We start from the raw sequence: 17683 nt of genomic DNA, 5'->3' as shown, positions 1-17683 counted from the left end.
TTGCGAATTTAATGGGGTGAGTGAGGGCGTGAGCGGCGCTTTCGCCTTTGTCGCCAGTGTTGAACCACATTCCAGCGCCAGTAGAGACGGATCAGAAGATAGCAGATCAGTCCGCCGATGAAGCCGCTCACCAGTGAGCCCAGGTAAAGGGGTTTCCAGATTCTGGCCAGACCAGCACCGACGCCTTGAACGGTCAGTTCAAATGAAGTCTCACTCACAGGGATATGCAGGATAAGGCAGCCAACCTTATAAGTAAAATAGAAAATAGCGGGCATGGTCAGCGGGTTGGTGATCCAGACCAGAGCCACCGCCAGAGGCAGGTTACACCGGAACAGAATAGCCAGGGCTGCGGCCAGTACCATCTGAAAAGGCATGGGAATGAAGGCACAGAATATCCCGACAAAAAAGGCAGCGGCGGCGGACCTCCGGTTCAGTTGCCAGAGGTTTGCATCGTACAGGGCGGAGCCCAGGAACCCCAGGTAGCGGTTTTCCTTGATGGTTGCCGGATCGGGAAGGTACCTCTGTATCAGTTTTTTCGCCATATCCCTTCACTGTTTACTTCGTCGAATGCCCTGTGGCTATGAATGTAGTTCATGCTCAGGCGGGCATGCCAGTTATTTGGCAAAGTTGGTTTTCATCAAACCCTTCTATGCAGGCACCTGCCCGTGGTGCATACAGTGCGATAGCTGCATTCAAGACAGCTAAACCATCTATGCTTGCAGTTTGTCATCGGCCGGGTGTCTTTTCAGGCAAGCACTTTTCTCATGCATGGAATGACGAGCAAAGGGTGCCTGGACTTTTGTTTGAGGGCATGACTGAAGGGGCACGTTGATCCCTTTAGGGTGAAGCTCAATATTATGCCCTGAATGCACCCTTAACACCATTTTCTCAGTCATCACCCATAACGTGCGGGCGGTAATGTCCTATTTGATCAAGCCCCACTGGGGGCTGTTGCAATTTTCAACAATGATTGCACTGGCTGCACTGCTCCCGGATGCACCTTCACAAATGGCGATGGTTGCACTGTGGGTGGTTTTGGCAGGTTTGACTGCCCTATCCGTGTTTTGTTCCATCCGGATACTGACTCTGCTGTTACTGGTCATAGGGGCTCTGATAGGGGGGTATCACGGGCTTGAGGTTAAATCCGGCTGGCTGGACGAACGCCTGCAGGGGCAGGACCAGCTTATTTCAGGGCGTATTATCAGCCTGCCGGTGCAGAGTGGGCAGGTCATGCGCTTTGATTTCAAGCCGGATGACTGGGCTTCTGTGGTAGACGCTGACTTTAAATTGCCAGGACGGATTCGCCTGAGCTGGTTCAATGGGGCTGGCGAAACACAGAATATTCAGCCCGGTGAACGCTGGCAGTTTACGCTCCGTCTTCGTCGCCCCCATGGTTTTGCCAGTCTCGGGGCTTTTGATTACGAGGGCTTTCTGGCCAGGCAGGGGATTCAGGCCACCGGTTATATCAAATCGGGTGTTTGTCTGTCCGAAGCCAGTCTCCTGGACAGGCCTTTTGACCAGCTGCGAATGAAGCTGAGGAATTGGCTTGAAAAAGCCGCTTCTCCTGAGAACCGGGGGATGCTGATTGCTCTGACCACCGGCGATAAATCAGGGATTTCGCAGCAGCAATGGCAGCAGCTGAATATCAGTGGTACTACCCATCTGATGGTCATTTCCGGATTGCATATTGGGTTGATGGCGGCCGTAGGTATGGCCATGGCCGTTTTGCTGGCCCGCCTGGGGGTGCTGCCAATAAACGTTCTTCCACTGCCTTTTCTGGGAGGTGTTCTGGCCCTGTCTCTAGCGATGCTCTACGCTCTGCTGGCCGGTTTCAGTATTCCGGTGCAACGGGCTCTGGTGATGTTAGTGGTGGCGCTGTCCGGCCCTCTGGTGGGAATAAAGTCATCGTCGTTTACGTTGTGGGCGGCAGCGCTGGCAGCGGTTCTGGCGATTGAGCCTCTGGCGGTCACCAGTCAGGGGTTCTGGTATTCGTTTATGGCGGTTGCGGCCTTGTTGTTTGGGTTGTCGGGGCGAAGCCATCACTCTTTCTGGCTGGCAAAGCTGGGAAAGCCACAGTGGGTTGTATTCTGTGTTCTTGCACCTCTGTTGCTGGTGAATGGGCAGGCAGTTTCTCCCCTGTCGCCATTGATTAATCTGTTGGCGATCCCTTTGATTGGCCTGCTGGTGGTACCTCTGTTATTGCTGGCATCGTGTCTTTACCCCGGGATACCCTGGCTGGCCAATCCTGTTCTGTTCCTGGCCGATGGTCTGATCAGTGCTTTCAATGGCCTGCTTTCTCTTTGTGAACCCTGGTTGCTGGCTATTCCATCCCAGTTGGCCATTGGTCCCTTGTCGATGGTGCTGGCGGTGCTTGGCATGTTTCTTCTTATCTCACCATCAGCGCTTGGGTTACGGTGGCTTTCTCCTTTTCTGCTGTTGCCTTTGGTATTGCCTGTGGAGAACCTTCCTGTTTATGGGCAAGCTGAAGTTAATGTGCTGGATGTGGGGCAGGGGCTGTCGGTGTTGATCAGAACCCGGAATCATGTGTTGTTATACGATACGGGGGACCGTTTTTCTGACCAGGTGACAGCGGCTGACCGGGTAATCCTTCCGGCTCTGGCCAGTGTCCGGGTAAGGCATATTGACCGGGTGATTATTTCCCATGGTGATCGGGATCACGCCGGAGGACTTGCCACCCTGAGTGATCGATTGGGTCCGTTGGATGTGTGGAGTGGTTCGTCAATTCCTGATTTCACCGGGACGGTAAGAGCCTGTATTGCCGGAGCCCACTGGGAGTGGGATGGTGTGCAATTCCAGGTGCTGGCTGGGGGCGGTTATGCTAAAAGCAATGAGTCTTCCTGTGTGGTGAAAGTTCAGGCAGGAAACGACAGTGTATTACTGCCCGGTGATATCAGTGGCCGGGTTGAACGCCGATTGATCGCCACGGGTGTCGATCTGTCAGCCAGAACACTGCTGGCTGCCCACCATGGCAGTCGACACTCCTCAACGTCGGATTTCCTCGGGGCAGTGAAGCCTGAGGAGGTGATTTTCTCAGCGGGGTATGGCAACCGTTTTGGTCATCCGGCCCGGGAAACTCTGTCCAGAGTTGAGTCGGCCGGTGCCCACACGTTTAATACCGCATTGGATGGTACATTGACGTTTACCCTGGGGAGCAGCGATCACCGGATTAACGGCTACCGCCATACGCACAGGCGATATTGGTGGTGAGGTTTCCCGGCATGGCAAATAAAGACGTATTTTCAATAGAAGTAAGCAGGAATCGCCTGGATGAAATGGCTCTGAAGGCCTTGTCTACCAAGGGTTTTGGCAAGTTTTTGTTGTTGAGGAACTGTCTCTGTGTAAATATACCTATGCTCAAAAAATAAAGAGCATGTTTCTAGCGGCAACAGTCGTTTGCTCAAAAGGAAGTCCAAACCTGGCGATAGGAGTCAAGGCGCCACCATTCATTTTTTACAACAGACAGGGATAGGCCATGAGTACAACCTGGGATAAGGGAACCTACAAAATAACCAATAATTCGGACTCCGATCTGACGCTTAATGATGCGGAATTAAGCAGTGGAAAGTGGGGTGAGTATCCGAAAAAAACCATCAAGAAAAATAGCAAGAGTGTGAAAGCCTTTGTGGCCCAAAGTAAGGATGACGCGCTGGTTGGTCCCGATGGTTCGGTGAAATACGGAATGTCCAATGGCACTACTGTGATTATCCGGTTTGCCGTTCCCTATGGTACCTCCAGTGTTTACTGTCATGCCAACGCAGAGGGCTCTCGTGCCAGCCGTTATGACATAGACGTCAACCAGGACGAATATTCTCGCTCGGGCGGTGGGGCGGGAAAGCGTACGACCTATACCATCACCATCAAAAATAAGTGAGTTTCACTGTGCCTGCTCACTCCAGCAGAGCATCCGCAGGCACTGCTCTGACCGCTGCTGATCTGGCGGACTTGACGGGGTCTCTTCTAAAGGGGGATGGGGCACGCCCAATCTTTGACAGTGCTTCTCTTAAAGATGCACTGCCGACCAGTGTCGCTGTTTACTGTGGCTTTCCGGGAGAAATGGAACAGCTGGCGGTTTCCCGCGCTGGGGCGGTTTTTGCCCATACCGATGAACTCCTTGAGCAGCCGGGACTGACTGTTCTGCATCATGACGACCCTGTCCAGGCCTTTGGCCAGGCCGCTGAAGCGCTTCGTCAATATACCACGCGTCCTGAGCCCCATTGTCATCGTACTGCCGTTGTCGCAGAAGATGCTGAGATAGATGACGATGTGTTTTTGGGGCCAGGTGTGGTGATCGGTTCGCGGGCGCGCATTGGCCGTGGGGCGACTCTGCATGCCAACTGCTGGATTGGGGCGGGTGTTGACATAGGGGAGGGCGCTTTATTGTGGCCCAATGTTGTGATCTATCCCTGGGTAACGATTGGGGCTGGCACCGAAATTCATGGAGGTGCTGCCATTGGTACTGATGCCCACGGTTACGAACTGGATGAGATCAATGGCTTTGAGCGCTTACCCCATCAGGGCAATGTCGAGATAGGTTCGTGTGTCGAGATAGGTGCAAACGCCTGTATTGGCCGCGGCCTGGAAAGGTCAACCCATATCGGGGATGGCTCAAAGATAGGAGACCTTGTGACGATTGGGCACGATTGTGTGCTGGGTGAAAAGGTCAGAGTCATTCATCAGACAGGACTTGCTTCCAACATAACGGTTGGCAATGGCGCGGTATTAATGGGGCAGGTAGGGGTTCGGTCAGGTGTTCATATAGGAAAAGGCGCAGTGGTCTTTGCCAAAAGCAGTGTTTTCGGAGATGTTCCTGAAGGGGGGCAGTACTGGGGGCATCCAGCACGCCCCCACCGGGAAGCCCTGAAGGCTGTGGCCCAGTCAGCGCTTGTCCCGGATCTCAAGGATCGAATCAATCATCTGGAAAAACGCTTGGACGCCATCGCCACCCAGACAGTTGCTGACGACTAATCAGGCGGTGACCTAATAGAAAGTCTTCTCCCATTAAAAGGACAAGGAGGTGCTATGCATCAGGTGAAGCCAGCAAGTCAGGTTCAGGCGGATTCCGGGTTTCCGGATTTAATAGATCCGGTCTCAGTCAGCTTCCAGGGGCAGGTGATTCTCTTTGCCCGCCCGCCTGGCCAGGAGACCGATAAGCTCTATTACAACGTCCGGTTTGAGTTGGCGGATGCTAAAAGCAGTACTGAGGAATGGCAGGGCTGGAGAGAGGTTGACCTGTCTGAGCCCGATTCTGCGGCAACGGGGTCGGGTGGCAGCTCAGCGATTCTGCCCTCCCTGATGCGGGTTTCTGGTATGGGCCTGCTCACTGTTCCGCCCGTTGCAACCAGGGTGGAACCGGCGGATTCGGCTTTCAGGATGGAAGCAGATGAGCACTATATCTATCTTTTCAGGCCTTCCAGGGATGGCACTCTGTACCTCAATCGCTTCATTCTGGTTGAGCAGCCCGTTGAGCGTGAAGACGCAGAAACCGATGACAGGGAGCTGCTACTGAGCTTCGACATCAAGCCGGTCTGGGAGATTCGTTACCGCCGCAGTGGTAATAAAGATGTTCCTGCCGGGCCCAAAGATACCCGTGACTTTTTGAGTATTGATGAGACTCCTTTCGTAGAGCCTACTCTGGAGCTGCCCGTTGTCAGTGGTGTGGATCAAGGCCGTTTCTCTGTGGTGCTGGCTCCCACCAGTGATGTAGAGGTGGGGCGCTGGCACTTTTTTGTCAATGATGCCAATAACACTCAGGTGCATGCCTATTCTTTTGCCCAGGCTAAAAATGGCCTCTTTGATTTTGACAAAGCCCCTGTTGAGCCTTCAACCATTACACCCAAAGTGCTTGATAAGGGCGGGAAGCCCTTGTCGGTAAACTGCACTGCTGGAGCCGCTGCGGCCGCAACTGTTTTTTATGATCGAGAGCAGGCGGCTACCGTTCAGGGGGAGGCCCAGACCCTGCAGAGGGGGGCAAAGTTAATGCTTGCCATTCCTGTGGAGGGGGGGGATTCGGGGCTGTCTCAGGCCACCTGTATTTATGATTTCGGTATTCGTGCTGACGGCACAATTGCCCACTTCACCGGTAAAGGGGTTCCCGTTGTGGACGGCACCCTTGAAGACGGCACCTTCACTCCCAAACGAGGGCCAGATGACAACTGCTATCCGATTCCCTCTTCTGCAGTGTTCGTGATAGGGGATGCCACGGTGGCTGGCGCAGTGCTTGGGCAGGCATCGGCACAGGCCACACCCATGTTGCTGGATGGAGGTGATGGGCTTGTTCACCTTTATTATGCCGGTGCCCCTGTTATTGGTGCCAGAACACCCTTTGAGGTTGCCCAGTACAATCCGGGAACGACCCGGTTCACCGTTCAACATCAGTGGAGTGCCGGAACACTTTCCGGGGAGGTGGCTTTCGTATCTGAGCGGACCGGGTCTTCCATGAACGGTATGGAGGTCACGGTTTCTGACACTGACAGCCCGGCAGACCAGGCTGACCTTTGTAATATTGCCGTGGATTACGGGGCTGATTCAGGCATTGCCAGTGAGGCCTGGGTTGGCGTGCCACGGAGACTGGATGTTTTCCTTGAGGTTCTCAGTGGCTCTGCGGGGGGAGATGCGGGCTCCCCGCAGGTGATGAGCGGTGAAGTTCCTTTTTTTGATTACAGTGGTGCCCGCCATATTGCCAGACTGCCGCTGCAGGATTTGACGGCACCTGCCGGACATATTGCGCTGGTGGATCGTCGTGATGACCTTCCACTTCATTCTATTTCGGTGACTCAGCCTTCGGATGGGTACTCGACGTTAACCCTCAGGCTGGGCGACAGTGGTCAGACTGTACAGATGACCTGGTCGAATATCCCGGTCAGCAGTGATCACCTGATTCCGGTTCTTCGCGGGGAGGTCAGCCCACAGACCTTTTCTTATACCCCTCAATCAGGGGATACCCGGATTTTAACGGTGGCAACCAACGCTGGGGTGATTCTGCTTCTGGCCACACCGGCCCGTGTTTCTAACAGGGCTACAGTGACTCTTTCTGCGGCCAGCCAATTGCCGGAAAGTCAGTGTAAAGTCACCATTGATCCCGGTACCGAGCCGGCTTTCACTATTGATAATGTTCCCCGGGAACAAGCCGGATTCCTGGAAACACTGCGTAAAGACAGCACCATTACCCGCTTGTTTTTCCTCTTATCGGGGGACGCTGTAGAGGGGGCGGTGGTGGATCAGCCAGAAACTCCGGTTGCTGATCTCCGTATAGCTGCAACGTTGTTTGATACGGTCCCTCCTGCAACCGATGACAGTATTGTGTCGGTGAATGTAACGGCAGGGAAGATCAATGGCCACACGGTAGGTGGCAAAGCGGAGTCTGGCTCTAACCGCCTTGTTGCGGCATCGGCACTGGCGGTATCCCAGCCGGATGATGGAGTAGAAGCCCGGGTAGGCAATGGCAGCGGCAACCCTTCTGACCCGGCCGTTAATGGTGCCTGGGTCTGGCGCCCGCAGCCACAGGCTATAGGCTATGACGGTGCCAATTACATGGACGTTGCTCTGGACAGCTCAAAGGCTTCTGTCCTTATACCGGCCCGGGGATGGACGGTGGAAGCCTGGGTTAAACCAAAGGCCAGTACACCCTCCCATGTGCTTCACTACAACAACGGTTCGGCAACCACTCCCGGCGGAGTGGTGCCCAGTTATTTTCTGGGGACCACAGGGCGTCCTGCAATTACTTATGGACCCTGCAACTCAACAGAAGCCTTTGCAGGTTCGAGCATTCAGGTGGATGCCAATTCGATTTTTCTTCCCGATGCTGCCTTTACCTATGAGTGCTGGATCAAGCCTCAGACAACGCCGGGGCCAGGCGGTCATATCGGGGTGGTTTTCTCTGTTCAGCATCCGGACTTGCCTGACGCCCCTGTTCTTCAATTGGGTCTGGGCAGTACCCGGGAGCTGGTGTTTGGTTACCGGGATGCTGATGACCAATATAAAGACGTCACCTGTAGTGGTTTTCCGTTGCCTGAGGAGCAATGGGTTCATGTGGCAGTGACTGGCAAGTTCAACGCTTCTTCGAAAGACTGGAGTGTCATTTTTTACTGTGACGCCACTGAAACCCACAAAGCAGATGCCCTTAAGCTCAGCACGGATACAGAGGCCCCCTTATTCTTTATTGGCACGCAAAGTATTGATGACCGAAGCCTTTATGGCAGTCTCAATGAAATGCGATTCTGGGACACCTGCCGAAGCCCGGCAGAGCTCAAGCGTACTTTGTTTATGAGCCTCAGTGGCTATGAACCGGGATTGTGCGGATACTGGCCCCTGGTAGAAGACCCCGTCAATGGGGCCACGATTGCCAACCGCTGTGCTGCCACCAAAGGAGAGCACCTTGACGGTCAGGTAAAGGAGAACGCCTCGGAACAGCCAATGTCGAGAACGGAAGACGGTACTTTTCTGAGTGTGATTGGAGGCGTGGGCGGTGGCAAAGCCCGTGTTGGTCACGGCTTCCTGATGGCTTCGTTCTGGAATCATATTGCCGTGACGTTTCAGTCCGGTACCGCGATTCGCCTCAACCCGCCACTGGCGACTCCCCGGGCAACGTTTGATTATGCGGTCTGTGGTGATTCCCAGGAATTCAATCTTGCCGGTGTTGCCAGCCTGGAAGCGCATATCATCAGTGACAGCTTCAATAACCAGGAAGGGGCCATCTTGTCAAAATGGGGGATCAATGAGGCGGGTCGCAGCTACCGTCTTTATTTATCCAAAAAGGGTCAGCTGGCGATGGACCTGTCGTTACAGACCCCCATTTACAGTTCAGACAATCCGCAATTAGTGGTCGATTACGAACCCAGAGTGTTTACCGTGCAGTCGAGTAATGTGATTGCCGGGGATGGCAAGCCACACCATATTGTGGGTGTCTATAAAAATCAGGGTGGGATCGATAAAGATAACAATGATACGCCCCGGGTACGGGGTGTTCTTGCTCTTTATATTGACGGTGAGCAGGACGGTCAGCTCTATACCGACTGGTACGACTTTGTTTCTGAGCTTGCCCTGACTACAACGACGAGTGACGTTTGTATTGGCATGCAGGGCTATACGGGCAAAGATACCCCTAAGGTAGCCATTGAGAGCCAGGCCTATTTTACGGGCGTGCTGACCGGTGTGCGGATCTGGTCTGATGCCCTGAGTCAGCCCCGTATTCGAAGCATTGTTGGCCAGCATATGAAAGAGAACGAAGGGGGGCTTGTTTCTGCCTGGTGGTTTGCCGAGCAGGCGGGCAAAATTGCCAGGGACAGTGCTTCCAGTAATAACGCCACTCTTTCCAGTGGCAATCTCTGGGTACTTTATTCCCCCTTGTCAACAACGACGCTCTATGCCAATGGCTATCGCATTGGCTTATACGACGATGCCGATGAGGCCGAGAAAGCGGGCTACACAGAGGGGGACAGGCAATGTACTTCGGGTGGCTATATTGACAATGGCACCTGTAAAGCCGGTTTTAACGGAGATGCCCAGGAGCTGAGGCTGTGGAGTGTCGCCCGTACCATGGGAGAGCTGATTAATGATAAAAACCGGCCGCTGACGGGCTATGAGCATCACCTGGCCGGGTATTGGCCGTTTGATGGCACCACCGAAGATTGCTCGGGAATGGGCAACACGGGCACCCTCAAGGGCAATCCTCAGCCTGACTATAAAGCTTCCAGCGCCCCCGTGGCCTATGAAGCCCCACCGGTTCGAAATATCTACAGTGATCACATTACCGCCTATCAGGAGCCAGTGGAAGGCACTCCGGCGGTGATTGAGTACGGTGATGTTCAGCGCAGTAGTGATGGAGCGCTTTTCTCGGTGCGCAAGCGCGCTTACTTCTTTGTCAATGACTCTATGACAATGGTGCCTGACTTCAAGGTGGGTGACCTGGATCTGGTCCATATTGGTCAGGTGCAGTCTGAGCCTACCCTGATGGGCTTTATCGAAGGAGCTCCTCCGGTGCCCAGTGAGAACCTGAGCAGACCTCTCTATAACAGCGCCTTTGCCTACAACGGCTATTACGATGCAACGGATATCTCCCTGACCCAGGCGGGTTCAGTGACCTATGGCTTTTCCACCAGGGACTATTCAACCACCCAGATGCAAAGCACCAGCATCGCCGCGGGTGTGTTTGGTAACTGGAAAGTCAGCACCAACCAGGGGTCACCGTTTTTCAGTATTGGTGATGAGAAATTCACCAATACGGCCAAGCTTGGCATCAAGGCACAGATCGACCACTCTGAGGCAAATACAGAAGATCACTCGTTGTCGTCCGGCTGGACGGACACTCTTGTGGATTCGTTGAGCCTCCGGGGCAGCTGGGAGCCGGAGCAGTCGAAGCAGGCCGACTACCTCAACCCACAGGTGGGCCGGAGGTTTATCCCGGACAATATTGGCTATGCCCTGGTGGAGTCATTGACTGCGGATCTGTTCAGTATGCAGATCAGGGGAACGGGTCATATGGTAGGCAAGGTCGTGCTGCCGAACCCGGATATACCGCCTGACAAGAACATCATCACCTTTAAAATCAATCCACGGTATGTGAAAAATGGCACTCTGGATGGCAAGGTCGGCTTGGTCAACGATCCAGACTATCCCAATGCTGACTTCGTCAAAGGCAGTTATTTCCGTGCCAGGGAAGCTTACCTTCTCAAGGATCGAATAGAGCAGGAGTCCCGGGAGCTGGCGGCCTATTATGGGCAATTCAATGCCCAGCGAAGGGGCAGGAACAAGAACACCGACCTTTCAGAGGCTGAGGATCTGCAGTTTTATGACTGGTCCGACAAGGTTATACGCAAAAGCATGGTGAACAGCTATGTCTGGTCAGCCCGGGGAGGGCTGCACAAAGAAGAGCAGCAGATGGTGGCTGAGCGTCGTTCAAGTTTTGGCGGTAACTATAAACTGACCTACCTTGTTGGGCCCAGCTTTCAGTTACAGCTTGCCTTTTATATCGGGGTGTACGGCGGTGTTGATATGTTGTTTGGCAGCCAGGTGGATGTGACGGTTTCACAGGAAAAGAACGAAAGCCAGAGCTTTGGCATGGCTGCTGCCGTTAACACCGATCCAATGTTGCTGGCCTGGGATCCCGATGCCAGTGAGGGGAGCGGTGCGTACAGTGCCAACCTCTGTCCTGGGAAAGTGGACAGCTATCGCTTTATGTCGTTCTATCTTGCTCCAGACACCGATAATGCCCGTGCGTTTCTTGACTCCGTGGTCGACCCCCAGTGGAGCGCGTTCAGTAATGACCCTAATGCGGTTGCCCTGCGCGGGGCCAGAGTTGCCGATAATAAAGTCTGGCGTATTCTCCATCGGGTCACTTATGTCAGTCGTGTTCCTCCGGACTTTAACAATACTCCCTGCCAGCGGGTGTCCAACTCCCGGGAGCGGGTGATTTCTGTGAGCGATAACCAGCTGCTGATCAAAATCATCCAGAAGGCGCTGGGTTCCCGGTCTCCCACTCCGGTGAATATGGGGGCCGCCATTACCGAGGTAATGACGCCACAGAACAGTAGTGAAGGTTTGTCTCTGGTATTGCCCTGGTGGCAGGGGTTTCTGGATAAAACCCGACAGTCTTCGCCCGATGAGAGTGCCGTTAAACTGATGTCAAAATTGCGCAAAGAGGTTCTGGATTTTATGCTCGAGGGGTATGGCAATGGCCAGCTTCCCATCAAATAGAGGTTAAGGGGCGTTCATCCTTTTTTCTCCGGTTTGCAAAACACTGCCCGGTTTGCGGGGGGAGTTACTGCTTAAATGGACCCCTTCTCTGTGGTACAGTTTTCCGGTTAGCACGTTATTTAACTGTTTTTGAAACAAGGGAAGATTATTGTGTTCGAACTGGTGAAATCCGGTGGTTGGCTGATGGTGCCTATCCTGCTGTCCTCAGTCATTGCCATGGCGATCATCTTCGAGCGGCTCTGGACTCTGAGGCCCTCGCGCATTGCTCCAAAAAACACGTTGTCCCAGGTCTGGAAGTGGATAAAAAATAATGGCCTCGACAGCAGAAAACTCGACAGCCTCAGGGAAGGCTCTCCCCTGGGGGAGATTCTGGCAGCGGGGCTGAGCAATGCCCGCAACGGTCGTGAGGTCATGAAAGAGAGTATTGAGGAACAGGCGGGCAAGGTGATTCATGACCTCGAACGTTACCTCAATACCCTGGGAACCATCGCCGCCATTGCTCCCCTGATGGGGCTTCTGGGCACGGTCATTGGTATGATTGATGTGTTTACCGTGATCATGCTGGAAGGGACGGGGAATGCCGGGGTCCTGGCGGGCGGGATTTCCAAGGCTCTGATTACCACCGCGGCGGGTCTGACCGTGGCGATTCCGGCACTCATTTTTCACCGTTATTTTACCCGGCGCATTGATGAACTGGTGGTTGCCATGGAACAGGATGCCATCAAGCTGGTGGAAGTGCTCCAGGGGGATCGCAAGGGCAGTGAGGCCAGGAAATAATGAATTTCCGTCGACAACAGGACCGGTCAGAAGTGTCGGTGAACCTGACACCCCTGATTGATGTGGTCTTTTTGCTGCTGATCTTTTTCATGGTGTCCACCACTTTCACCAAGGAAACCCACCTGGCCATCGATCTGCCGGAGTCTTCCGGTGAGGTGTTGCAGGAACAGTCGAAGCAGATTGAGATCGTCATCAGTCGGGAAGGGGATTTCTCGGTCAATGGCCGTGGGCTGGTCAATGCCCGCCTGGACACGATCAAGCGTGCCCTGGGGAAGGTCAGCCAGGGTGATACTCAGTTGCCTCTGGTTATTACGGCGGATGCCCAGACGCCTTATCAGTCTGTGGTGACGGCCATGGATGCCGCCGGGCAGTTGGGCTTTGCCAATCTCAGTATGAAAACGCAAAAAGAAGCCGAGCCTGAACCGTGAGCCTGTCTGAACGTTTTCGAGCTTCAGTACTTGGGTCCTGGTACTGTGCTGAGGGCAGCACTGGCTGGACCCGGTGCCTGAAACCGTTAAGTTGGCTCTATAGTGCTCTGGCCAGTCAGCGTAAAGCCCGACTGCTTGAGTCACTCCGATGGTTGCCCCCTGTGCCGGTCATTGTGGTGGGCAATATTACTGTGGGAGGGACGGGCAAAACACCGGTGGTGGCGGCTCTGGTCGAGCACTTTCGCCAGCGTGGCTATACTCCGGGCGTTATCAGTCGTGGATTTGGGGCTCAGGTGGAAGACTGTCCTCTGGTGGTGACTTCAGAGACCGATCCCAGGGCCGCCGGTGATGAGCCGGTGATGCTGGTTAGCGAGTTGAACGTTCCGCTGGTGGTTGATCCTGACCGGGTGCAGGCTGCCCGCTACCTCTTGCAGCACTTTGGTTGTGATCTGATCATCGCTGATGATGGCCTGCAGCACTATAATCTTCAGCGCCATGTGGAATTGCTGGTGGTGGATGGCCAGCGGCTTCTGGGTAATGGCTTGTGCCTGCCTGCAGGTCCGTTGAGAGAGCCTGTAGAACGGATCAACTCAGTGGATCTGGTTCTGGTGAACGGTGATTCAGGGTCATTGCGCCCCGGGTCTTTCCCTGGGGATGCGGAGCTGGTTGAGGGAAATGCCCAGCACTTTACCTTGAGGCCAGGGCAGCCTCAGCCATTGTTGTCAGGTTCCATAAAGACGTTGCACCCTCAGGGCCGGGTGCATGCCGTGGCCGGGATTGGTAATCCTGAGCGATTTTTTCGGACGCTCCGGTCCCTGGGGTTTTATGTGATTCCCCATGCCTTTGCCGACCATTATGCCTTCAGGGCTGAAGATATTGATTTCGATGATGAGCTGCCGGTGGTTATGACGTCGAAAGACGCGGTCAAGTGCCAGGCTTTTGCGGATGAACGTCACTGGTATCTGCCCGTCAGTGCTGAGTTTGCACCGGGTGTGGTGGAGAAAATCACTGAGCGGGTTGAGCGGCACTCTGCCTGTATACAATCTGGGAATAGCCCACCGGGAAAGCTGTGATGGAAAAGATGGTGATGGATAAAAAATTGTATGAGATTCTGGCCTGCCCCCTGTGCAAGGGGGAGGTGCGTTATCAGAAGGACAATGAAGAACTGGTCTGCCGTCCCTGTGGCCTGGCTTACCCCATACGGGATGGGATTCCGGTCATGCTTGAAAATGAAGCCCGGACCCTGAATACCGATGAACGCCTGAATGAGGCCTCCTGATGAGTGGGAACCGTGGCTTTACCGTTGTGATTCCAGCCCGCTTTGGGTCCAGCCGCCTGCCAGGCAAGCCCCTGGCGGATATTGCCGGGCGCCCGATGATTCAGCATGTTTATGAGCGGGCCATGGCCAGTGATGCCAGCCGGGTCATTATTGCTACGGATGATGAACGTATTTATAAGGCTGCGGAAGGGTTTGGGGCTGAGGTGTGCATGACGCTGGCGGGTCACCCCTCGGGTACTGATCGTCTGCAGGAGGTCGCACAGACTGTCGGGCTGGATGACAGCGATATTGTGGTCAATGTTCAGGGGGATGAGCCCTTGATCCCGCCTGCAGTGATCAACCAGGTTGCCGGGAATCTCATGGCGGCATCGGAAGCGGGAGCGGCCACCCTGTCTGACCCCATTCACTCGGTTGATCAGGTATTTGATCCCAATGTGGTTAAAGTGGTGGCAGATGCCAGAGGTTATGCGCTCTATTTCAGCCGGGCGGCCATTCCCTGGGAAAGAAAGGCCTTTGCTGAAGAACCCCGGCAGTTGTCTGAGGTTCAAGGGGTCTACCGTCATGTTGGCATTTATGCCTACCGGGTTGAGCTTTTGAATCGCTTCGTTCAATGGGGAGTTTGCCCTCTTGAGCAGGTTGAGGCCCTGGAGCAGCTCCGACTGATGTGGCACGGGTATCGTATTCATGTGGCTGAGGCCCTTGAGACGCCGCCCCATGGAGTGGACACTGAGCAGGATCTGCAGGCTGTGCGGCAGCTGCTGGAAGCTCAGGAGCTGCAGGCAGCAGGCTCCGGGGAGAAAGCACTGCAGGTATGATCAGGGTACTTTTTGTCTGCCTGGGTAATATCTGCCGTTCCCCAACGGCCCATGGTGTATTTGCCAGGCAGGTGGCTGATGCCGGGCTGGGGGATCGGATTCTGGTTGACTCTGCGGGCACCAGTGGCTGGCATAACGGCGCCAGCCCTGATGCTCGTTCTGCCCGTCATGCCCTGGCTAATGGATATGATCTGTCGTTTATAAAGTCGCGTCAGGTGTGCGAGCAGGACTTCGTTGATCAGGATTTTATTCTGGCCATGGATCAGGATAACCTTGCGGAGCTCCAGCTGCGGTGCCCAGCCAGATATGCTCACAAACTTCATTTGTTTCTGTCGTTTTCAGAGCTTGATTCCCTTGAAGTGCCTGATCCTTTCTACGGTGGGGACGATGGGTTCTCCAGAGTGTTGACGCTGGTGGAGCTGGGCGGTGTTGGTCTGCTGGAGCATATCAGGCATCACTTTTCAGACGTTAATGATTGAAGCCGGCTCTTTTTCCGTGGAAAAACGTTTGCTTCCTCTTTTTCTTTCGCTATGGGTATTGGACCAAGAAGCAGCCGGTCTCATTGCATGTATGGCTATTAATGGATGAGTTCATCTCTGAAGATTTTCGAAAACCACTCCCTGAAAGCACTGAATACTCTGGGGCTTGAAGCCTGCGCTCGCTATTTTATTGAGGTTGATTCTGTGGAGGCGCTCCGGGAGGCTCTGGTATTTTCCCGTGCCCGACAGCTGCCCCTGATCCCTCTGGGGGGAGGCAGCAACGTCGTTTTATGTGGCACTCTCGAGGCAGTGGTAGCCCGTATTCATCTGCAAGGGCGAACCTTGCTTCCAGAGGCGGAGGGCTCGATCCGGGTCAGGGCTGAGGCCGGGGAAAACTGGCATGATTTTGTTCTCTGGACCCTGGCCCAGGGAGCCTATGGCCTTGAAAACCTTTCCCTGATTCCAGGTACCGTGGGGGCTGCTCCGGTACAGAATATTGGTGCCTATGGGGTAGAGCTGAAAGACGGCTTCCGCTCTCTGGAGGCGATGGCAGTGGCTACCGGTGAGCTAAGGTGTTTTAACGCCCGGGACTGTGATTTTGGTTATCGGGATTCCGTGTTCAAGAGGGCTTTGCGTGATCAATTCATTATCACTTCGGTCACGTTCAACCTGAATCGATCCTTAAAGCCCCATCTGGACTATGGCCAGTTGAGCCATTTGCTGCGCTCCAGACTGGGAAGCCGGACGCCTACTGGCCAGGAGATCAGTCAGGCGGTTTCGGACATTCGTCGTGAAAAACTGCCGGACCCTTCTATTATTGCCAATGCGGGCAGCTTTTTCAAAAACCCCCTTGTTACTGCCCGGAAGCTGGAAACACTGCGACAGGTATATCCGGATATTGTCGCTTATCCAGCAGGGGATCAGTGGAAGCTGGCGGCGGGCTGGCTGATTGACCGGGCCGGATTGCGAGGGATTCAGGAAGGAAACCTGGGGACTTATCAGCAGCAGGCTCTGGTGCTGGTTAACCATGGCGGAGCCACCGGGGAAGAGGTGATGGCCTTTTCTGAAACGATCCGGCAACGGGTGCTCAAGGAGTTTGGCGTGTCCCTGGAGAGGGAGCCCAGAGTTTATTGACTCCGGGCTTTTTTTGCCTGTTTGCCAGAAATTTGGCAGGAAAGGATTATTTTACCCCCAGCTCCCGGAGTCGTTCATCGAGGTAGCTGCCAGCAGTGTGCCGATCTGACAGGGTGACATCCCTGTTGGGATGAAGGAATAATGGCAGTGAAATCCGGGATTTTTCCCGTTTACCCCCTGCAGGATTAATCACCCTGTGGGTGGTGGAGGGAAAGTAATGTCCGGACGCCTCCTGGAGCATATCCCCGGTATTGATGATCAGTGTTCCGAATTCACAGGGAACATCCAGCCACTCTCCGGTTTTCAGTTTGACTTGCAATCCCGGCTCGCTGGCGGCGGGCAGAATGGTCAGCAGATTAATATCCTCATGGGCGGCGGCACGAATGGCCCCGGGCTCCTCTCCACCGGTTAAAGGTGGGTAGTGCAGAACCCTGAGCAGGGTCATCTGGCTGCCGTCAATCATTGAGGAGAGCGGCATGGAGTAGCGGCTTTTGACCGGTTCGGGACTGTGATCGTCCACCCACTGCAATAAAGTCTCAGCCAGCCGGTTTGCGCGGTTGTAATAGTTGAGCGCCTCTTCCTTTAACTCTTCTGGAATCTGTCCCCAGGGATAGATATGAAAAAACTCTTTGATATCTCTGGCGGTGTGACCTTTGGCGGTTTCTGAAATATCAAAGGGAAACAGGCCGTCCTGGGTTTCTTTATTGAAATGAAACTGGTGTTTGCGGTCCGACTGGAAGAAGCGTTGCCAGTTCTGGTAGATGGATTCCACCAGGGACTGCTGGATCGGATGATTTTTAAGAACCCCGAAGCCGGTGTCTCTCAGTGACTGGGTAAAGGCTTCCGGGGCATTGGCTGAGGTAAAGTCAATGATTGGGAGTGGTTGCATACTGCTGCTATTTGTTGATTCTTCTTGAAAGGGAATGATTATATGCATTAGTTCAGATCTGATCTGACAATTCCCTCTTCAAAAAAGGGAAGGGTTACCGATTTAGATAGAGGGTGAAATCACTGAAATCTAAATCGTAAAAAGGTAACCCTTATGATTCATACTAATCA

13 protein-coding genes are annotated in these 17683 nt (G+C 54.1%); 11 read left to right on the top strand and 2 right to left on the bottom strand.

The features are described from left to right. Nucleotides 1–8: 8 nt before the first annotated feature. Nucleotides 9–542 (bottom strand): DUF2062 domain-containing protein, encoded by a 534-nt coding sequence (locus tag ACNRUY_RS14150; RefSeq protein WP_488112294.1) that lies wholly within the window; start codon nt 540–542, stop codon nt 9–11. Nucleotides 543–918: 376 nt separating this feature from the next. Between ACNRUY_RS14150 and ACNRUY_RS14145 the strand changes: the two genes are divergently transcribed. From ACNRUY_RS14145 to murB, 11 genes are all read left to right on the top strand, one after another. Then, nucleotides 919–3228 carry a DNA internalization-related competence protein ComEC/Rec2 gene (locus tag ACNRUY_RS14145; protein ID WP_488112293.1) on the top strand — a complete coding sequence of 770 codons (2310 nt, stop codon included), beginning with the start codon at nt 919–921 and terminating at the stop codon, nt 3226–3228. A gap of 265 nt (nt 3229–3493) precedes the next feature. Next, entirely contained in the window at nt 3494–3892 is a 399-nt protein-coding gene (locus ACNRUY_RS14140) for a hypothetical protein (RefSeq protein WP_488112292.1), read from the top strand. Nucleotides 3893–3900: 8 nt separating this feature from the next. After that, the gene (locus ACNRUY_RS14135; RefSeq protein ID WP_488112291.1) at nt 3901–4986 is read left to right on the top strand and encodes a UDP-3-O-(3-hydroxymyristoyl)glucosamine N-acyltransferase; all 1086 of its coding nucleotides are present in this window, start codon (nt 3901–3903) and stop codon (nt 4984–4986) included. 54 nt (nt 4987–5040) lie between these two features. Next, nucleotides 5041–11712, top strand: coding sequence for a LamG domain-containing protein (locus ACNRUY_RS14130; RefSeq protein WP_488112290.1), 6672 nt, complete (start codon nt 5041–5043; stop codon nt 11710–11712). A gap of 150 nt (nt 11713–11862) precedes the next feature. Then, entirely contained in the window at nt 11863–12489 is a 627-nt protein-coding gene (locus tag ACNRUY_RS14125) for a MotA/TolQ/ExbB proton channel family protein (protein WP_488112289.1), read from the top strand. After that, nucleotides 12489–12917: an ExbD/TolR family protein gene (locus ACNRUY_RS14120; RefSeq protein WP_488112288.1), complete on the top strand. Its 429-nt coding sequence runs from the start codon at nt 12489–12491 to the stop codon at nt 12915–12917. The genes ACNRUY_RS14125 and ACNRUY_RS14120 overlap by 1 nt, the downstream gene beginning before the upstream one ends. Continuing rightward, nucleotides 12914–13990, top strand: coding sequence for a tetraacyldisaccharide 4'-kinase (gene lpxK / locus ACNRUY_RS14115; RefSeq protein WP_488112287.1), 1077 nt, complete (start codon nt 12914–12916; stop codon nt 13988–13990). Before ACNRUY_RS14120 ends, lpxK begins: the two co-directional genes overlap by 4 nt. A gap of 14 nt (nt 13991–14004) precedes the next feature. Beyond that, nucleotides 14005–14196 carry a Trm112 family protein gene (locus ACNRUY_RS14110; protein ID WP_488112286.1) on the top strand — a complete coding sequence of 64 codons (192 nt, stop codon included), beginning with the start codon at nt 14005–14007 and terminating at the stop codon, nt 14194–14196. Next, on the top strand, nt 14196–15011 hold the full coding sequence (kdsB, locus tag ACNRUY_RS14105; RefSeq protein WP_488112285.1) for a 3-deoxy-manno-octulosonate cytidylyltransferase: 816 nt from the start codon (nt 14196–14198) through the stop codon (nt 15009–15011). The genes ACNRUY_RS14110 and kdsB overlap by 1 nt, the downstream gene beginning before the upstream one ends. Next, the gene (locus tag ACNRUY_RS14100) at nt 15008–15490 is read left to right on the top strand and encodes a low molecular weight protein-tyrosine-phosphatase (protein ID WP_488112284.1); all 483 of its coding nucleotides are present in this window, start codon (nt 15008–15010) and stop codon (nt 15488–15490) included. Before kdsB ends, ACNRUY_RS14100 begins: the two co-directional genes overlap by 4 nt. 105 nt (nt 15491–15595) lie before the next feature. After that, nucleotides 15596–16624, top strand: a complete 1029-nt coding sequence (gene murB / locus ACNRUY_RS14095) for a UDP-N-acetylmuramate dehydrogenase (protein WP_488112283.1) — start codon at nt 15596–15598, stop codon at nt 16622–16624. Nucleotides 16625–16670: 46 nt separating this feature from the next. On the opposite strand, the gene ACNRUY_RS14090 is transcribed toward murB, so the two are convergent. Next, nucleotides 16671–17513, bottom strand: coding sequence for an isopenicillin N synthase family dioxygenase (locus ACNRUY_RS14090; RefSeq protein WP_488112282.1), 843 nt, complete (start codon nt 17511–17513; stop codon nt 16671–16673). Nucleotides 17514–17683 lie beyond the last annotated feature (170 nt).

Source organism: Endozoicomonas sp. Z74 (assembly GCF_057680865.1).
The sequence above is the reverse complement of the archived record's forward strand: the minus strand, read 5'-3'. Positions and strand labels throughout refer to the sequence as shown.